Genomic DNA, 17,494 nt, shown 5'->3' with positions numbered 1-17,494 from the left:
ACTTCCTCCTCGTCGGGGGTTACCTGTAGAGCGGTGTAACCGGTAACCGTTACCGCATGCTCCCGCAGAACGGGTAACGTCGCAAGCATGAGCGAAAGGCTTCCCGCACCCGGCGGACTCGCTGTGGTCGAGGCGCTGGTGAACACCGTCGACCTGGGGTCGGGGCGGGACGCTCTGGACACGCCCGAGGGCCGGGCGCGGTTCGGGATCGCGGCGGGGGACCTGGACGCCGCGCGGGAGCTGCGGGAGTCGCTGCGCGCGACCTGCCTGGCCCACGCCGGGCATCCGCCGCACCGCGCGGTCACCCCGCTCGGCGAGCTGCTGGCGCGAGTGCCGCTGTACGTCGCGGTCGACCCGCGGGACGGCTCGGCACGCCTCGCTCCGGCCGACGACGACGGGCCGCTGCTGTCCCGTGTCGCCGCGGCCGTGGCCCAGGCCCTGACCGAGGGCACCTGGGAACGACTCAAGGCGTGCGAGCTGCCCGACTGCCACTGGGCGTACTACGACCGCAGCCCGGCCGGCCGCGGCCGCTGGTGCTCGATGCAGGTGTGCGGCGCGCGGGCGAAGATGCGCCGCTACCGGGCGAAGGGGTCATGACAGCCGCAGCCGCAGGATGACGGGGGCGGTGGAGTTGCCGGACGCCGGACGCCGCGCAGACCCCGCAGACCCCCACCCCGCACAAAGGGTGCGTGCCCGCGGCCGAGTTGGTGCAGAATGCGACAAGACGCCGGTTCGGCCGACTGAGCCTCGGCCGAACCGGCGTCGCCGCGCGTACGGGGTTACGCGGTGGGGCGGCCCATCGCCCGGTACGTCCAGCCCGCCCGGCGCCACAGCTCCGGGTCGAGCGCGTTGCGGCCGTCGAGGACGACGCGGGCCGCCACGACCTCGCCGAGCGCCTCCGGGTCCAGCTCGCGGAACTCCCGCCACTCCGTCAGGTGCAGTACGACGTCGGCGCCGCGCACCGCCTCCCGCGCGGAGTCGGCGTAGCCGAGGGTGGGGAAGATCCGGCGGGCGTTGTCCATGCCCTTCGGGTCGTAGACGGTGACCTGGCCGCCCTGGAGGTGGATCTGCCCGGCCACGTTCAGCGCGGGCGAGTCGCGGACGTCGTCCGAGTCCGGCTTGAAGGTGGCGCCGAGCACCGCGACCCGCTTGCCGAGGAACGGCCCGCCGCCGAGGGCCTGCCGGGCGAGTTCCACCATCTGGCCGCGCTGGCGCATGTTGATCGAGTCGATCTCGCGCAGGAAGGTCAGCGCCTGGTCGGCGCCCAGCTCGCCGGCGCGGGCCATGAACGCCCGGATGTCCTTGGGCAGACAGCCGCCGCCGAAGCCGATGCCGGCGCGCAGGAACTTCCGGCCGATCCGGTCGTCGTAGCCGATCGCCTCGGCCAGCTTGGCGACGTCGCCGCCCGCGGCCTCGCAGACCTCGGCCATCGCGTTGATGAAGGAGATCTTGGTGGCGAGGAAGGAGTTCGCGGAGGTCTTCACCAGCTCGGCGGTCGGGAAGTCGGTGACGACGAACGGGGTGCCCTCGGCGAGCGGCGTGGCGTACACCTCGCGCAGCAGCTTCTCCGCGCGGTCGCTGCGCACGCCGACCACGATCCGGTCCGGGTGCAGGGTGTCCTGGACGGCGAAGCCCTCGCGCAGGAACTCGGGGTTCCAGGCCAGTTCGGCGTCACCGCCGGCCGGGGCGTGCTCGGCGAGGTAGCGGGCGAGCCGGTCGGCGGAGCCGACGGGGACCGTGGACTTGCCGACGACCAGGGCGGGCCCGTTCAGGTGCGGGGCGAGGGAGGCGAAGGCGGCGTCGACGTACGACATGTCGCAGGCGTACTCGCCGTGCCGCTGCGGGGTGTTCACGCAGACGAAGTGGACGTCGCCGAAGGCGCCGACCTCGGCCCAGTCGGTGGTGAAGCGCAGCCGCCCGGTGGAGCCCTCGATCCCGGCGACGTGCTTGCGCAGCAGCTCGTCCAGGCCCGGCTCGTACATCGGGGTCTCGCCCCGCCGCAGCATCTCGATCTTCTCGGGGACCACGTCGAGCCCCAGCACCTCGAACCCGAGTTCGGCCATGGCCGCGGCGTGGGTGGCGCCGAGATAGCCGGTGCCGATCACGGTGATCTTGAGGGCCATGGATGCTCCTGGGGGGTACGTCGGTCGTGCGGAGCCCGAGCATAGTCGGGCCGCTCGCCGGGCACCTTTCCCCCTGTCGCCAAACTCACCTACCCCTGCCGTGGCCAGAGCTCTAAAATTTGTGTTACTTAACGGTAATTAGCGTCCTTGGAGCGTGAGAGACCTTGGCCGGATCGGCTGATTTCGACCTGTACCGCCCGTCCGAGGAGCACGACATGCTCCGCGACGCCGTCCGCGCGCTGGCCGAGGCGAAGATCGCGCCGCACGCCGCAGCCGTGGACGAGGAGGCCCGCTTCCCGCAGGAGGCGCTGGACGCCCTGGTCGCCAACGACCTGCACGCCGTGCACGTACCCGAGTCCTACGGCGGCGCCGGCGCCGACGCCCTCGCGACCGTGATCGTGATCGAGGAGGTGGCCCGCGTCTGCGCGTCGTCCTCCCTCATCCCCGCCGTGAACAAGCTCGGCTCGCTCCCCGTCATCCTCTCCGGCTCCGAGGAGCTGAAGAAGAAGTACATGACCCCGCTCGCCAAGGGCGAGGCGATGTTCTCGTACTGCCTGTCCGAGCCCGACGCGGGCTCCGACGCGGCCGGCATGAAGACCCGCGCGGTCCGCGACGGCGACCACTGGGTCCTCAACGGCGTCAAGCGCTGGATCACCAACGCGGGCGTGTCGGAGTTCTACACGGTGATGGCCGTGACGGACCCGTCCAAGCGCTCGAAGGGCATCTCCGCCTTCGTCGTCGAGAAGTCCGACGAGGGCGTCTCCTTCGGCGCCCCCGAGAAGAAGCTCGGCATCAAGGGCTCGCCCACCCGCGAGGTCTACCTGGACAACGTCCGCATCCCCGCCGACCGCATGATCGGCGAGGAGGGCACCGGCTTCGCCACGGCGATGAAGACCCTCGACCACACCCGCATCACCATCGCGGCCCAGGCCCTCGGCATCGCCCAGGGCGCCCTCGACTACGCCAAGGGCTACGTCCAGGAGCGCAAGCAGTTCGGCAAGCCGATCGCCGACTTCCAGGGCATCCAGTTCATGCTCGCCGACATGGCCATGAAGATCTCGGCCGCCCGCGCCCTGACCTACCAGGCCGCCGCCGCCTCCGAGCGCGGCGACGCCGACCTCACCTACCTCGGCGCGGCGGCGAAGTGCTTCGCCTCCGACATCGCCATGGAGGTCACCACGGACGCCGTCCAGCTCCTCGGCGGCTACGGCTACACCCGTGACTACCCGGTCGAGCGCATGATGCGGGACGCCAAGATCACCCAGATCTACGAGGGCACCAACCAGGTCCAGCGCATCGTGATGGCGCGCAACCTGCCGTAAGCGAGCACAGCGCCTCGGGTCCGGGCCCTTCGGGACCCGAGGCGGCGCTCAATCCTTCGTCCCCCACACCCAGGGGAAACCGAAGCCGTAGGCACGGTCCATCGCTTCTTGCACCGAATGGCGCTCCGTGCCGGAGAACCACCGCACCTCCCGGCGGACCGTGAGCCCATCGGGGCCCGCCGTGGCCCGCGCGATCGCACAGCCGGTGGCGCCGCTCGGGGAGTCGTCGAGCGCGATGCGGAAGGTCCCCGACGGCGCGGTCACCGTGGCGACTGCGCTCAAGCGGCGGAAGTCCACCGCGCCCTGGTAGACGTACACGTAGAACAGCAGCTGCCGGAATTCGTCCCGGTGCGCCAGATCGACCCGGAGCGTCTCCCCGTCCGATGAGGCGCCGCTCCGGTCGTCCTGGTCGAGTTCCACGTAGGGCCACGCGACCAGCGAGCCGAAGGCGTTGCCCAGTGCCTGCACGGCGACGCCGGAGCCGTCGACGAAGGACACCAGGCAGCCGAGGTCCAGGTCTGCCTCCGTCGCCACGGACCAGTTCAGATTCACCCGGAGAATGCCGCGTCCCGGGAAGCGGGCCTGCGGTGCCGGCCTGGTCAGTGCGGTGTCGGGGCGGACAGGCGCGCACCGCTGGGGCGGCGCGCCGGCGGTGGGTCTCAACCGGATGGTGCCCCGTGGACGGTTGTCGTTGCCCAAGGCCCCTCCTCATCCGTCGCTCGAGGCGCGATGTGGTTGCGCGAGTCTATGTGATGTGGAGTACTCTCGGTGGCCTTGGTCACACGTTGGGTGCGTGTGACCGGTCGGGGGGCCGGGCGGGTCGTACGGTCGGGGGGCCGTGACCGCCACCATCGCGCACCCCCGCGCACATCGCGCCATGGGGGTGGGAATGCCCGCTGATGTCCTGTTAGACCGTCATGTGGTCGCGCGTAACGTCAGGGAGATGGCGGAGCGGCCAGGCCTCGAGATACGCAAGGGCGAGCTGAGCGCGCTCGCCGACGCCTTGGGCGACAAGGATCCCACCGCGCTCGAACCCTGGATCGAGCTCGACCTGCTCGCGGCCTACGCCCGGAGGGAGAGCTTGGGCCGGACCGGCCCGCGGACGGAGCACAGGGCCTGGACCTACGCCGAGGCGGCACTGGGCGCACTGGTCTTCGTGCCGCTGATGGTGACCTGGTACGGCCTCACCCGGGCTTCCAGCGCCTATGAAGCCCTCATCGGGGAGAACCCGAAGGCGGCGACCCGGCCGTTCCTGCAACTGTGGCAGTCCGGCTTCGAGGGGCACCTCACCGGCGCCTTCACCTTCGGCCATGTCGCGATGAGTGCGACGGCGGCCATCGGAGTGCTGTTCGCCCTCGTCCTGGTGCACGGGCTGCGCCGGGCCGCCCTCACTCGGCGGGAGGAGGCGGCCGAGCGGGATGCCGAGGACCTCATGGCCCAGCTCGTGCCCGTCCTGACCCGCGCACAGCTGGTCCTCAATGAGCACCGGCTCAGCTCGCCACAGAGGTTCTCCACCGAACTCACGCAGGCCGCCGCCACCCTGACCAAGCTGGGCAACAAGGCCGTCAGGGTCCACAAGGACCTCACGTCGGCGGCCGGGATCGTCGGTGACGCCGTCCAGGCGGCGGAAAGCCGGCTCGCCGAGGTGGACGACTCCGTGCAGCCGCTGGCCGCGGCCGTCACCCGCGTCGAGACCGCGGTCAGTGAGAACGGGACGCGTCTGACAACCGCCCTGGGTGACGTCCGGGGGGCGCACGATGAGGTGCGGCTCGCCCTGGAGAACGCGGGGGAGCGGGTCGAGCAGTCGGTGACGGTCCTCGCCGCGTCGCAGCGGGCGTACACCACCGGCATCGAAGTGACCACGGACGTGGTGACCCAACTGCTCGGCCGGCTCAGCGACATCACCGAAAGCACGGCACGTGCCGTTGAGGAGTCGCAGCGCGCAGCCCGCGAGCTCGGCGTCCAAACCGGCGCCCTGCGGGGCGCGGCGGAGAGCTTCACGCGGCTCGCCGACGAACTGCGGCTCGTGAACCGGCACTCCGGCGGCTGGGGCGGCCGGCCGAGCGAGGGCGGGGGGGACCTCTCAAGCGAAGGCTGGGAGGAGGGCCCCTCCGCGGGCCGGGCCCACGACTCGTCCGGGTGGGGCGGCCACGCCACCGAGGGGCGCGGGAGTCACCCGGCCGAGCATCCCGCCGACCGGACCCGGGTGCGACTGACGAAGGCGACCGAGCCCGCCGGAACCGGTGAGGCGGAGTCCGAGGAACCCGGTGAGCCGCGGCGGGCCACCCCGACGTCTCTGACCGAGGCGCGGTGAAGGGCCGCGGTTTCCAGCCGCTGCATCTGGCCGGCTGGCTCTTCGCGGACCTGCTGCTGGTGCTCGCACTCGTGGCCATGGGAGACCAGGGCGACCCCCAGGCCGCCCGGCCGGCCGAGTCCGCGTCACCTTCCCGGTCGGCTACGGCGCCGGCGAGGCCCGACAAGCCCGAAGGACCCAGGGCGGTGGTCCGCACGCCGGTCAAGGTGGCCGTGGACGCGGCCCCGGGTGACAAGAACGCCATGGTGCGCGAAGTGCGCGAGGCAACCGCACGGTACAGCGGCCGGCAGGCCGCGTTCGTGCTGACCTTCGGGCACCACGTCGATCCGGGAGCGGGCGGCGACTACGCCCACCAGGTCAACAGCTCGCTCGAGAAGGCACGTCCGGACATGTTCCAGGACGCCACCACCCGCGATTTCTGGAAGCGCGGGGCCGCCACCGGTCACGCCGATCTGGAGATCTACTTCTACACCTATTGACCGACCAGCGGTCGTCCAAGGATCGACCCAGCACCGCCGGAGGTACCAGCCTTGCAGATCCTTCCCTTCTACCTGCTCTGCGACGAGTCAGGGTCGATGATCGGCGAGCCGATCGACGCCATCAACGGAGCGCTGCCGGACCTGCACCACGAAATCAGCACCAACCCGTCCGTCGCCGACAAGACGCGCTTCTGTCTCATCGGCTTCTCGGACAGCGCCACCGTCTTGCAACCGCTGGTGGACCTCAGCGACATCGAGGAAGTGCCGGCCCTGGCCGCCGGCGGGCTCACTTCATACGGCGAGGCGTTCCGCACGCTCAAACAGTGCATCGAGTCCGACGTGGCCACCTTGAAGGCGCAGGGGCACGAGGTGTACCGGCCGGTGGCGTTCTTCCTCTCCGACGGCATACCGACCGACGACGGCTGGGAGCAGGCGTACAAGGAGCTGACCCAGTCCCGGTTCTGCCCGAAGATCATCGCGTTCGGCATCGGAGAGGCGGAGGAGGCCACGATCGGGCAGGTCGCCAACTTCCGGGCGTTCATGCAACAGGACTCGAGCGTCTCCCCGGCCCAGGCGCTGCGAGAGTTCGCCTCCAGCCTCACCCGGTCGATCGTGCGGTCAGCCGCCAGCATCTCGGCGGACGGAGGCAGCGGCTTCACGCTGGCCGTGGACGACACCGTGCCGGGCTTCTCCACGGTCTCGCTGGACAAGCTGTGAGCGCCGGCGGCCGACAGGGGGAACGGAGCGCGGCACCCGTGAACACCGGACACGACCCGTACCGGCCGGGTGAGGAGGACCCACTCGCGGAGACCTGGCAGAGCGTGGACCAGATCGTCTCGGGCCACCAGTCCCCAGCCGGGCCATCGGCGCCCGGCCACTACGGCGAGGCTCCCGTGCCGCCCACGGCTCACGAGCCCGGAGCGACGACGCCCGCCTCGGAGCCGTACGCCACGGGCGCCGCGCAGGATGAGCCCGCGCCCGTGGTACCACCGGTGGGACACGGTCCCGGTCCGGCGGTGGCAGACCAGGAGGGCCACGCGGTGCCGCAGACAAGGCCCGGCGCGGTCCCGTCGCGGCGGGCGGATCTGTATGACGACGGCGCCGAACCCCGGCCGACGCCGCCCGCTTCGGCGCCCCCCGGACCCGTGGTCCCACCGGACCCCGCGGCCCCGGCGTTCGCAACCCCGGAAGACCCCCGCACCGCCCCCGCTGTCGTCCCGCCCGACGTGCCGGACGCGCCGGACGCGCGGGACGCGGCTGGGCGCGACACGCCGGATGGGGACGGGCTGCCGGAGCTCGGGGATCCGTGGCACTCCGGCAACAAGCCGCCGCTGTATCCGGCAGAGCCACGAGCTGTGCCGAGCATCCGAACGGACCCGACCTCCGCGCTCGTGCCGGACATGGTGGTGGACGGCGCCGCCCATGGGGCACTGACGGTACGGGCGGCCTCGGTACGCGGCGACTCGCACCGCTACCACGCCGAGCCGCGCCAGGACTCCCTGGCCGTGACGCGCATCGGTGAGCCGGGCCCCGACGAGTTGCTGCTGCTCGCGGTTGCCGACGGTGTCGGCTCCGCCGTGCGCTCTCACGTCGGCTCCCAACAGGCCTGCCGACTCGCCTCGCTCTCGCTCGACATGGTCGCCGCAGACCTCGCAGGGGCGCTGCGGGAGGCCGATGCGGAACGGTTCGCCCGAACGGCGAACAGCGCGTTGCGCCGGGTCGCCACTCTGCTGGCGCACCAGGCGCAGGAGCGGGGCGACGACCCGGGCGCGTACGCCACCACGCTGCGGATCCTGCTCGCCCCCCTGGACCCGACGGTGCGTGTCCGCGGCTTTCTCGCCGTCGGTGACGGTGGCACCGCCCTCCTCCGCGACGGCCGCTGGTACCTGGGCATCACGGACCCTGACCCTGACGGTGACGGGATGATCGACACCCGGACGGCGGCGCTGCCCCACAGTCGTCACGCCCAGGCGCAGCTCCTCGGCCCCGCGCAGCCCGGTGATGTGCTGGTGCTGTGCACCGACGGCCTCTCCACCCCGCTGGCCGGCGACCCCGGCATCCGTGAGTTCCTGGCCCGTGCGTGGGGGGCCGGTTCGGTGCCCGCTCCGGCGGACTTCCTGTGGCAGGCGCAGTACCGGGTGAAGTCGTACGACGACGACCGCACCGCCGTGGTGTTGTGGGAGTCCCGGTCATGACCGCCGATGAGGGTGTCGACGTCCCGCTCGCCGGCCTGAGTCTGGAGGACCGGATCGGGGACGGCGGCCAGGGCGAGGTGTTCGGCGTCGCGGGTCCGGGGCGACTCCTGTACAAGAGCTACCGGGAGCCTCACAAGGTCGACGGCGAGGTGCTCGCGGAGCTGGTCGCGCTGCGCCAGCAGCTTGCCGCCGCCGAACGTGACCGCCTGGACCGGGAGACGGCATGGCCGCTGTGCCGGGTCGTGGACGGTGGACGGGTGACGGGCTTCCTCATGCGCCGCGCCCCCGACTCCATGACCTGGCGCACGGGGCGCGGGGACACCCGGCTGATCGAGCTGTCGTACCTGCTCCGGGAGCCGAAGGCAGCCTGGCAGGCGGTGCCGCAGCCGTCTCCGGCCGAGCGCTATGCCCTTGTCGTAGCCGTCGTGGAACTCCTCGCCTGGATGCACTCCCTCGGGCTGGTCGTGGGTGACGTGTCCCAGGCGAACGTGCTGTGGACGGTCCGGCCCGGACCGGCCGTGCACCTGCTGGACTGCGACGGGGTGCGGATGGCTGGGCGGCCACCCGTCCTGGACCAGGCGGATACGCCCGACTGGCACGATCCGCTTGCCACACCGGGCACCGTGACGGTGGACAGCGACCGGTACAAGGCGGCCCTCGTCGTGGGACGGGTGCTCGGCCGGGACCCGTACCTGGCTCCCGGCAGTCCGCTGCCGCTCCTGCCGGGCGTGCTCGACGAGCGGCGGGAGAACGCGGTGCGGGCGCTGTGGCAGCAGGCGGCGGGACCGCAGGGGACCAGGCCGCACCTCGGACAGTGGCGTACGGCGCTCGCGGGCCGGGAGACGATCAAGCTCATGGCCGCCTCGCCCGCCCCGCGACCGGCGGTGGACCGCTCGAAATTCGACGGGCCCCGACAGCGCGGACGCGTCAGCCTCCGGGAGTGATCCCGCGGCGCGGGCCCACGGGCCCGCGCCCGCTCAGTCGGCCGAGACGGTCACCTTCTCGTCGTTCTTCAGCTGCTCCATCAGCGGCTTGACCTTGGTCATGTCCCACTGGAGGTTGCCGTTCGGTGCGTTGCCCGCGAGCGGCATGTTCATGGACTTGCCGTCGCCGCCGCTGACGCCCTTCATCGCCCAGAACATGGACGCCAGGTCCCACAGGCCCATGTCCTTGTCGACGATCAGCGAGTCCAGGCCCGCGCCCATGGTCGGGTAGAGCCGGAACGGGTTGAGGACCGTGCCCGGGGTGGCCACCTGGCTCGCCAGGGCGTTGAGGAACTTCTGCTGGTTCTTGGTGCGGTCCAGGTCGGAGCCGGCCAGCGCGTACCGGGTGCGGACGAACGCGAGCGCCTCCTCGCCGTTCAGCGTCTGCTTGCCCTTCTTGAAGTCCGCGCCGGACTTGGTGTCCTTGATGTCCTGCGGGATGTCCATCTCCACGCCGCCGACCGCGTCGACGATGTTCGCGAAGCCGGCGAAGCCGATCTCCACGTAGTGGTCGATGTGCAGCCCGGTGTTGTACTCCACGGTGCGCACCAGCAGCGTCGGCCCGTCGATGGAGTACGCGGCGTTCAGCTTGTTCGCGCCCTTCGCGGGCAGCATCTTGCCGGACTCCGAGCCCTTGAACTCGGGGATCGTGACGTTCGAGTCACGCGGCAGCGAGATCAGCGTGGGGCCGTTGTCGCCGGTGTGCAGGATCATCATCGAGTCCGTGCGCTTGCCCTCGGCGGACCCGGTGTGCAGCTTCTTCTTCTGCTCGTCGGTCATGCCCTCGCGGCTGTCCGAACCGACGATCAGGTAGTTGGTGCCCTCGCCCTTCGCCGGCCGGTCGATCACCGTCGACAGGTCGACGTCGCGGTTGAGCTTGGAGTCGGCCCAGAAGTAGGTGCCGACGGTCGTGACGACCAGCACCGTGGCCAGCGTGATCGCGGTCACCTTGATCCGGCGGCGCCAGTCCGGCGCGGACGCCGGCCGCCGTCCTCCGCCCCCGCCCGGACCGCGGCCGCCGGGCGAGCCGTAGACCTGCCCGGTGTTGTACCCGCTGTCGTACCCGCCGGGATCGCCCTCACCGCCGTCGACGTACGACGACTGCCGGGGCACCCCCTGGCCGTACGGCGGTGCCGCCGGGCCCGAGGCGGGCGGTACCGCCGGGCCGCCGCGCCGCACCTGGCGCATCACGCGGGCACCTTCCGGCTGCGCGCCGGCGCTCCCGCGTCCGTAGCGCGGGCCGCGGTTGTCGTCGGACCATCCCTCGGGCCAATCGTTCATGGGCCCCAGTGTGCCGGGCGCGGCTGTGTGCTCGACAGGGTCTGTGGAAAACAGGGGCCGGGCTGTTGCGAACCCGACACAAATTCCCGGCTGCCGGTTCGGCATAAGGTGGAGGCCATGACAGACCAGGCCAGCCCCACGGAGGCGGACATCCCGGGCAAGCCCACCTCGGCGTCCCGGACCACGCTCAGCCACATCATGACCCACAACGACACCAACCTGCTGGGTACGGTGCACGGTGGCGTGATCATGAAACTGGTGGACGACGCGGCGGGCGCCGTGGCCGGCCGGCACAGCGGCGGCCCCGCCGTGACCGCCTCCATGGACGAGATGGCGTTCCTCGAACCCGTCCGCGTCGGTGATCTGGTGCACGTCAAGGCCCAGGTCAACTGGACCGGCCGGACCTCCATGGAGGTCGGCGTCCGCGTCCTCGCCGAACGCTGGAACGAGTCCGCCCCGCCCACCCAGGTCGGCTCCGCCTACCTCGTCTTCGCCGCGGTCGACGCCGACGGCAAGCCCCGCCGGGTGCCCCCGGTCATCCCGGAGACCGAGCGCGACAAGCGCCGCTACCAGGAGGCCCAGATCCGCCGCACCCACCGCCTCGCCCGCCGCCGCGCGATCATGGAATTGCGCGAGAAGCGCGCCGCAGAGGGCTTCGAGGACTGAGCCCCGAGCGGCGGCGCCCCGGGTGGCCCGTCGGGGCCACCCGGTCAGGAGCAGCCGACCTCGTCGCCGCGTACCACCGCCGGTGCCCCCGGCGGCCGCGGCTGCTCGGCGCGGACCTTGGTGACGCCCTTGTAGTCCGCGCCGACGATCACCTTCAGGGTGCCGCCCTGCCCCTTGACCGCGCGCAGCTCACTGCCGGGCAGCGCCGCGGCCAGCGACTTCGCCGAGCGGTCCCAGCGCGGGTCGTACGCCACGACCGTGCGCCACAGCTCCCGGTGCGCCGCGTTCACCGGCAGCCGGGTGGTGCGGAAGCCGGTCGCCGCGAGGGCCGCGTCGGCGCGCCGGCCGAGACCGGCGATGTCCGTGCCGTTCTCCACCTGCACCCGGATTCGCTGCGGCGCCACGTCGACCACCCGGACCGCCGCGCCCTTCGGGCGGGCGGCGGTCAGCGGGCGGTCGTCGCGCAGTGCCTGGAAGATCCGGTCCGCCTTGGCCCGGTCCCACTTCAGGGTCGAGCCGACGCCCTTCACGGCGTACCCCATCCGCCCGATGGGGACGGTGGTGAACTCCGACGACGACGGCGAGAAGTTCCGCATCGCCCGGCCCAGGTCCAGCAGCTCGTCCGTGCCGAACCCCTGGTCCGCGCGGACCGACCCGAGCACCGCCCGCGTCACGTCCCGGAACCTCATCGGGTTCAGCAGCACCCCGGAGGACGTGGCGTGGCCGATGAGCGCGGCGAGGAAGCGCTGCTGGCGCTGCATCCGGCCGAGGTCGGAGGCGCCGTCGACGTGGCGGGCGCGGACGTACTGGAGCGCCTGGGCGCCCTTGAGGGTGTGGGTGCCGGCCGGCAGGTCGAGGCCCGAGTAGCGGTCCCTGAGCGGCCGGGCCGTGCAGATCTTCACGCCGCCGAGGACGTCCACCGTCTTCATGAAGCTGGTGAAGTCGACCTCCAGGTAGTGGTCGATCTTCACCTTCGTCACGTGCTCGACCGTGCGCACGGTCAGCTGCGGCCCGCCTTCCGCGTACGCCGCGTTCAGCTTGACCGGATGGCCGCCGTGCCGCTTGCCGGTGGTCCGGTCGGTGTGCGGCGGCAGCTCGGCGTAGGAGTCGCGCGGCAGGCTCACCACACTCGCCCGCTCCCGGTCCTCCGAGATGTGCACGATCATCATCGTGTCCGTGCAGTGGCAGGACGTCCCGCCCAGCCGCAGCCGGTGCCGGTCCGCCGCGCCGATCTTGTCGCGGCCGTCCGTGCCGACCACCAGCACGTTCATGCCGTGGCCCGCGCGGGGCCGGTTCTTCATGTCGCGGAAGGCGTCGACCCGGGCGATGTCCGCCTCCAGGCTGGTGATCACCGCGTGGCCGATCCCGGCGGACGCCAGCACCACCACGGACAGGGTCGTCACCGCCCGCACGGCCCAGCGCGGCCGTTTCCTCCGGACGGGGGGACGCGGTGCGCGGCGCGGTTGCTGCGGGCGGCGCTCGGGCCGGCTCGGGGACCGAGGCGGTGCGGGCAAGGGAACACCTCCGGACGACGGCCGTACGTGGGAGCCGTGAGCACCGTAGGCCCATACGATCTGCGGCCCGGCGCAGCGTCACCGGCGGGGCGCACCGGTGTCCCCCGTTCGCGGTAACGTGAGGCCCCTATGAACGCGAAGCCCGACGTGCAGCTCCCCGCCGTGTCCGTGATCATGCCCGTCCTCAACGAGGAGCGGCATCTGCGCGGCGCCGTCCACGCGATCCTCGCCCAGGAGTACGCCGGCGAGATGGAGGTCGTGATCGCCCTCGGTCCGTCCACGGACCGCACGGACGAGATCGCCGCCGAGCTGGTCCGCGAGGACCCGCGGGTGCACACCGTGCCGAACCCGACCGGCCGCACCCCCGCCGCCCTCAACGCCGCGATCAAGGCCTCCCGGCACCCGATCGTGGTCCGTGTCGACGGCCACGGCATGCTCTCGCCGAACTACATCGCCACCGCCGTGCGGCTGCTGGAGGAGACCGGCGCGCAGAACGTCGGCGGCATCATGCACGCCGAGGGCGAGAACGACTGGGAGAAGGCGGTCGCCGCCGCCATGACCTCGAAGATCGGCGTCGGCAACGCCGCCTTCCACACCGGCGGCCAGGCCGGCCCCGCCGAGACCGTCTACCTCGGTGTCTTCCGGCGCGAGGCGCTGGAGCAGCAGGGCGGCTACAACGAGGAGTTCATCCGCGCCCAGGACTGGGAGCTGAACTTCCGCATCCGTGAGGCGGGCGGCCTGATCTGGTTCTCGCCCGAGCTGAAGGTGTCGTACCGGCCCCGGCCGAGCGTGAAGGCCCTCGCCAAGCAGTACAAGGACTACGGCCGCTGGCGGCACGTCGTCGCCCGCTACCACTCCGGCTCGATCAACCTGCGCTACCTCGCCCCGCCGGCCGCGGTCTGCGCGATCGCCGCGGGACTGGTCGTCGGCGCGGCGGTCACCCCGTGGGGCCTCGTGATCCCCGGCGGCTACCTGGCGGCGATCGTCGCCGGGTCGGTCCCGGCGGGCAAGGGGCTGCCCCTCAAGGCCCGGCTCCAGATCCCCGTCGCCCTCGCCACCATGCACATGTCGTGGGGCTTCGGCTTCCTGACCAGCCCGAAGTCGCTGGCCAGGAAGGTCATCGCGGCGCGGCGGCCGGCGGTGCGGGCCTCCGACAGCACGGTCGGCTGAGCCCGCCCCCGAGGGGCCTCGGTGACCCGGACTACTTCCAGGTGTAGTTCGGGTTCACCTTCATGCACGCCGAGTCGTCCGAGGCGTTGAGGGCGTTCGCCGACTCCGGCGTCTTGTCCCGCTTCTTCGGCGCCTCGTACGCCGTCCCCTCGCGCCAGTCCGCGCCGACGATCAGGGTGACGCCGGAGACGTCCGTGGACTTCTTCACCGCGCTCAGCGGGATGCCGAGGGCCTTGGCGACCCGCTGGGCGTCGCCCTCCAGGTCGGCGCTCGGGAAACGGATCACCGTCGTCTTCTGCGCGGGCAGCACCGAGGAGTCGGCCACGGCCTGGGTGAAGCCCTCGCCGGTCAGAATGCCGGCCACCGCACTGGCCCGGCCGGGGGCGGCCCCCTGGGTGTCCGTGCGGGTGCCGTTGCGGACCTGCACGGCGATCTCGCCGTCGGGCGCCGCCGGGTCCGCGGACTCCCTCTCCTTCTTCGGCTTCTTCTTGTCCTTGCCGTCGAGCGCGACGTCCTCGCGGATCATCCGGAACACCGTCTCGGCGTCCTCGGTGGGCTCCACCCGGTTGCCGACCAGCCGGTTCGGCATGGTCGTCATGGTGATGCGGTCGGTGGGGACCTTCTTCAGCTCGTTGGCCAGGTTGTACATCTTCTTGATGTCGCCCAGGCCCTCGTCGACGGTGACCGCGTCCGTCGCGGCCTCGGCGAGCTTGCGCAGCTTGTTCGGGTTGCTGAGGGTGGCGTTGGCGCGCAGCTCGCGGACCATCGCGTTCATGTACATGTGCTGGGCCTGGGCGCGGTAGAGGTCGGTGTTGTCACCGAAGCCGTACCGGGTGCGCAGCCACTGGAGGGCCTGCTCGCCCTTGACCTTGGTGGTGCCCTTCTCCAGTTTCAGCCCGGAGCCGCGGCCCTGGCTGTCGCGGGAGTGGATGTTGGCGTCCACACAGACCGGGACGCCGCCGATCGCGTCCGCCATCGACACGACACCGGCGAAGTCGATCATCATGAAGTGGTCGATGTGGATGCCGGTCAGCTCGGTCCAGGTCGCCACCGTGCAGCCGGGGCCGCCCCGGCCGAGGCTCTCGTTGGTGGGTCGCGGATAGGTGCTCGCCGCGTAGACCTTCCCGTCCGGGGCGGTGCACTTGGGGAGGCGTACGAGGGTGTCGCGCGGCATGCTGACCACCGACATGTTGCTGCGGTCCGCCGACAGGTGCACGAGCATCTGGACGTCCGCCAGCGGGGTCCCGCCGAAGGTGTCGCGGGCGCCGCCGAGCTTCTGGTTCTCCTTGCTGTCGCGGGCGTCCGAACCGATCAGCAGGATGTTCAGCGGGGTCTGGCCCGCCGCGTTGGGCGTGGGCGCGGCGACCTTGCTGTCGCCGAGGTTGAGCTTTTCCTTCTTGATGTTGCCGTTCAGGTGCTGGTAGTAGAGGTAGCCCGCTCCCGCGGTGCCGGTTATGAGCACCGCCAGCACGGTCGCCGACCAGCGCAGCATCCGGCGGCCGCGCCGGCGCTCGGTGCCGCGGCGGCCCCCGCGCCGCCGGCCATCGTCGCCACCGTCGCCATCGCCTCCGCCGTGCCTGCCGCGGCCGTCCGCCGGCTGCGCGCTCGCGGGTTCCCCGCCGTCCGGTTCACCGTCGCGCGAGGTCTCGTCCCGCGCCGTGAGGGACATCGTGTCCTCCACCGCGGGCACATCCCCCCGCACACTGCTCTGCGCCACTTCGCCTGCCCTCCCCGCCCTGCGCCTGACACGGGTCCGCCCCGCGTCAAGTCAGACGCGCGAGGGCCCCGTGGGGTTACCCCCCAATTTCGCCGCCCGCCGGGCTAGCTGGCGCACTGCACCTTGTCCGCGGTGGACTTGTCCACATCCGGCGCCTTCGTCGGAGGGGTGAGCGAGACCCCCGCGCCCTTGAAGTCCTTGCCCAGCGTCAGCGTCATCGTGGGCAGCCCCTGGGCGTTGGTCACGCTCTTGCCCGGCTTCATCGCCGACCCGGACAGGCCCATGATGTCGGCCAGCCGGCGGGCCTGGTCGGCCTGCTCGGGCGCGTACTCGAGCGTGGTCTTGCTGAGCACGGTGCCCGCGTTGCCCGCGTTCTCGGACTTGTCGACGCCCTGGTCGTTCTGCAGCCACAGCAGCGTCTCGGACGCGCTGCCGGCGGGGGCGCCGCCGTTGAGGATCCGCACCCGCACCTCGGACGGGGCGGACTTCTCGCCCTTGAGCCGGGCGGCGACCGCGGCCTTGTCCTTGGCCTTCTTCTCCTTGACGGCGGTGAAGGAGACGTCGTTCGCGATCGCGTCGAAGACCTCCCGGGCCTGCGTCGGATGCGGGACGACGGTGGCCTTGACGGTCTCGGCCGGGTTGTCCACCACCGGGACCGTGGTGAACGTCAGGTTCTTGACGTTCAGCTTGCCCAGCTCCATGCCGAGGTCCTTCAGCTTGCCGATGCTGTCCAGCCGGGAGTCGACGGTGAGGGCCTTGGTGCCCGCCTCCGCCAGCTTGATCATCTTCGACGGGTTGGTGAGCGTGTCGTTGGACTTCAGCTTGCGCATCAGCGCGCTAAGGAACTGCTGCTGGAGGTTGATCCGGCTCAGGTCGCCGCCGTTGCCCACGGAGTGCCGGGTGCGGACGAAGGCCAGCGCCTGCTCGCCCTCGATGACGTGCTTGCCCTTCGACAGCCTGAGCTTGGAGTCCTTGTCGTTGATGTCCTTCGCCAGGCACACCTCGACGCCGCCGACCGCCGTGGTCAGCGTCTTGACCGCGTTGAAGTCGGCGACCATGAAGTTGTCCGCCTGGATCCCGGTCAGCTCGGTCACCGTGCGTACGGTGCAGCTCGGCGTACGGCCGCTCTGGCCGAGGCTGGTGTTGAAGCGCACGCCCTGCTCGCCGGGGATGACCTTCTGGCTGCCGTCCTCCTGCGTGGTCGGGCAGTCCGGGATGTCCACGATCAGGTCGCGCGGGATGCTCAGCGCGGTCGCGTTCGAGCGGTCCTTGGAGACGTGCAGCAGGATCGTGGTGTCGGCGTGTCCGGGGCTGCCGTGGTCGCCGTAGGCCTCGTTGCCCGCGCCGGTGCGCTTGTCCGTGCCGATCAGCAGGATGTTGATGGCCTTGTCCTTCGAGAAGCCACCGGTGCTCGCGCCGTCGTCCGGGACGGACTCGATGTTGCCGTTGAGGTGCTCCAGGTACAAGTACCCGGCACCGGCCCCGGCGACCAGCAGGAACGCCATGGTGCCGCCGGTCCACAGCAGGATCTTCCCGGCCCGCTTCTTCTTCACCGGGCGCCTGCCGCGCCGGCCCGCCTCCGGCTCGGGCGCGGCGCCGCGCGCCCGGCGCGGCCCGGAGACCTCGCGGCTGCCGCTCCGGCCGCCGTCCCGTCCGTCGCGGTCTGCGCGGGCGTCCCGGCCGTCACGCGTGTCACGGCCGTCACGGCCGCCGCGGCCGTCCCGGCTCGC

The 17,494-nt window shown here is 71.7% G+C and carries 15 protein-coding genes; 9 read left to right on the top strand and 6 right to left on the bottom strand.

Features of this window, described 5'->3' with window-relative positions:
- Positions 1-87: 87 nt before the first annotated feature.
- The gene (locus tag AB0K92_RS31365) at positions 88-597 is read left to right on the top strand and encodes a CGNR zinc finger domain-containing protein (RefSeq protein ID WP_365928533.1); all 510 of its coding nucleotides are present in this window, start codon (positions 88-90) and stop codon (positions 595-597) included.
- A gap of 182 nt (positions 598-779) precedes the next feature.
- Here the strand turns inward: AB0K92_RS31365 and AB0K92_RS31360 are convergent, their stop codons facing one another.
- Positions 780-2,123 carry a UDP-glucose/GDP-mannose dehydrogenase family protein gene (locus AB0K92_RS31360; RefSeq protein WP_365928531.1) on the bottom strand — a complete coding sequence of 448 codons (1,344 nt, stop codon included), beginning with the start codon at positions 2,121-2,123 and terminating at the stop codon, positions 780-782.
- A 164-nt stretch (positions 2,124-2,287) separates the two neighbouring features.
- Here AB0K92_RS31360 and AB0K92_RS31355 point away from each other — a divergent pair, with 164 nt between their 5' ends.
- The gene (locus AB0K92_RS31355; protein WP_165999424.1) at positions 2,288-3,445 is read left to right on the top strand and encodes an acyl-CoA dehydrogenase; all 1,158 of its coding nucleotides are present in this window, start codon (positions 2,288-2,290) and stop codon (positions 3,443-3,445) included.
- A 48-nt stretch (positions 3,446-3,493) separates the two neighbouring features.
- Here the strand turns inward: AB0K92_RS31355 and AB0K92_RS31350 are convergent, their stop codons facing one another.
- A complete protein-coding gene (locus AB0K92_RS31350; RefSeq protein WP_365928528.1) occupies positions 3,494-3,979 on the bottom strand; it encodes a tellurium resistance protein in 486 nt (161 codons plus the stop codon).
- Positions 3,980-4,388: 409 nt separating this feature from the next.
- Here AB0K92_RS31350 and AB0K92_RS31345 point away from each other — a divergent pair, with 409 nt between their 5' ends.
- The 5 genes from AB0K92_RS31345 (at position 4,389) to AB0K92_RS31325 (ending at position 9,377) form a co-directional block, all read left to right on the top strand.
- Positions 4,389-5,759 carry a methyl-accepting chemotaxis protein gene (locus tag AB0K92_RS31345; protein ID WP_365928526.1) on the top strand — a complete coding sequence of 457 codons (1,371 nt, stop codon included), beginning with the start codon at positions 4,389-4,391 and terminating at the stop codon, positions 5,757-5,759.
- Complete coding sequence (locus AB0K92_RS31340; RefSeq protein WP_365928524.1) at positions 5,756-6,238, top strand: hypothetical protein; 483 nt, start codon at positions 5,756-5,758, stop codon at positions 6,236-6,238. The genes AB0K92_RS31345 and AB0K92_RS31340 overlap by 4 nt, the downstream gene beginning before the upstream one ends.
- A 51-nt stretch (positions 6,239-6,289) precedes the next feature.
- Positions 6,290-6,955 carry a VWA domain-containing protein gene (locus tag AB0K92_RS31335; RefSeq protein ID WP_365928522.1) on the top strand — a complete coding sequence of 222 codons (666 nt, stop codon included), beginning with the start codon at positions 6,290-6,292 and terminating at the stop codon, positions 6,953-6,955.
- Positions 6,956-7,593: 638 nt separating this feature from the next.
- Positions 7,594-8,433 (top strand): protein phosphatase 2C domain-containing protein, encoded by an 840-nt coding sequence (locus AB0K92_RS31330; RefSeq protein WP_365928519.1) that lies wholly within the window; start codon positions 7,594-7,596, stop codon positions 8,431-8,433.
- Complete coding sequence (locus AB0K92_RS31325; protein ID WP_365928517.1) at positions 8,430-9,377, top strand: hypothetical protein; 948 nt, start codon at positions 8,430-8,432, stop codon at positions 9,375-9,377. The genes AB0K92_RS31330 and AB0K92_RS31325 overlap by 4 nt, the downstream gene beginning before the upstream one ends.
- A 33-nt stretch (positions 9,378-9,410) precedes the next feature.
- Here AB0K92_RS31325 and AB0K92_RS31320 read toward each other — a convergent pair whose 3' ends face one another.
- Positions 9,411-10,697 carry an LCP family protein gene (locus AB0K92_RS31320; protein ID WP_365928515.1) on the bottom strand — a complete coding sequence of 429 codons (1,287 nt, stop codon included), beginning with the start codon at positions 10,695-10,697 and terminating at the stop codon, positions 9,411-9,413.
- Between the two features lie 117 nt (positions 10,698-10,814).
- Here AB0K92_RS31320 and AB0K92_RS31315 point away from each other — a divergent pair, with 117 nt between their 5' ends.
- The gene (locus AB0K92_RS31315; RefSeq protein ID WP_206313069.1) at positions 10,815-11,363 is read left to right on the top strand and encodes an acyl-CoA thioesterase; all 549 of its coding nucleotides are present in this window, start codon (positions 10,815-10,817) and stop codon (positions 11,361-11,363) included.
- Positions 11,364-11,407: 44 nt separating this feature from the next.
- Here AB0K92_RS31315 and AB0K92_RS31310 read toward each other — a convergent pair whose 3' ends face one another.
- The gene (locus AB0K92_RS31310; RefSeq protein ID WP_365928512.1) at positions 11,408-12,877 is read right to left on the bottom strand and encodes an LCP family protein; all 1,470 of its coding nucleotides are present in this window, start codon (positions 12,875-12,877) and stop codon (positions 11,408-11,410) included.
- A gap of 129 nt (positions 12,878-13,006) precedes the next feature.
- On the opposite strand from AB0K92_RS31310, the gene AB0K92_RS31305 reads away from it, so the two are divergent.
- On the top strand, positions 13,007-14,047 hold the full coding sequence (locus AB0K92_RS31305) for a glycosyltransferase family 2 protein (RefSeq protein ID WP_365928510.1): 1,041 nt from the start codon (positions 13,007-13,009) through the stop codon (positions 14,045-14,047).
- A gap of 31 nt (positions 14,048-14,078) precedes the next feature.
- Here the strand turns inward: AB0K92_RS31305 and AB0K92_RS31300 are convergent, their stop codons facing one another.
- Both AB0K92_RS31300 and AB0K92_RS31295 read right to left on the bottom strand, forming a co-directional pair.
- Positions 14,079-15,764 (bottom strand): LCP family protein, encoded by a 1,686-nt coding sequence (locus tag AB0K92_RS31300; RefSeq protein ID WP_365928508.1) that lies wholly within the window; start codon positions 15,762-15,764, stop codon positions 14,079-14,081.
- A 104-nt stretch (positions 15,765-15,868) separates the two neighbouring features.
- Positions 15,869-17,494 (bottom strand): LCP family protein (locus tag AB0K92_RS31295; RefSeq protein ID WP_365928506.1); only part of this gene is annotated, 1,626 nt, incomplete at its 5' end.

This window comes from Streptomyces sp. NPDC052687 (assembly GCF_040678395.1).
Lineage (GTDB): Bacteria > Actinomycetota > Actinomycetes > Streptomycetales > Streptomycetaceae > Streptomyces.
Note: the sequence above shows the minus strand (reverse complement) of the source record. Positions and strands in the feature narration are given on the sequence as shown.

Bases quoted from the DNA above. Each gene is read 5' to 3' on its own strand.
- AB0K92_RS31365 (WP_365928533.1), top strand. From the start codon at position 88: ATGAGCGAAAGGCTTCCCGCACCCGGCGGACTCGCTGTGGTCGAGGCG.
- AB0K92_RS31360 (WP_365928531.1), bottom strand. From the start codon at position 2,123: ATGGCCCTCAAGATCACCGTGATCGGCACCGGCTATCTCGGCGCCACC.
- AB0K92_RS31345 (WP_365928526.1), top strand. From the start codon at position 4,389: ATGGCGGAGCGGCCAGGCCTCGAGATACGCAAGGGCGAGCTGAGCGCG.
- AB0K92_RS31325 (WP_365928517.1), top strand. From the start codon at position 8,430: ATGACCGCCGATGAGGGTGTCGACGTCCCGCTCGCCGGCCTGAGTCTG.
- AB0K92_RS31320 (WP_365928515.1), bottom strand. From the start codon at position 10,697: ATGAACGATTGGCCCGAGGGATGGTCCGACGACAACCGCGGCCCGCGC.
- AB0K92_RS31315 (WP_206313069.1), top strand. From the start codon at position 10,815: ATGACAGACCAGGCCAGCCCCACGGAGGCGGACATCCCGGGCAAGCCC.
- AB0K92_RS31305 (WP_365928510.1), top strand. From the start codon at position 13,007: ATGAACGCGAAGCCCGACGTGCAGCTCCCCGCCGTGTCCGTGATCATG.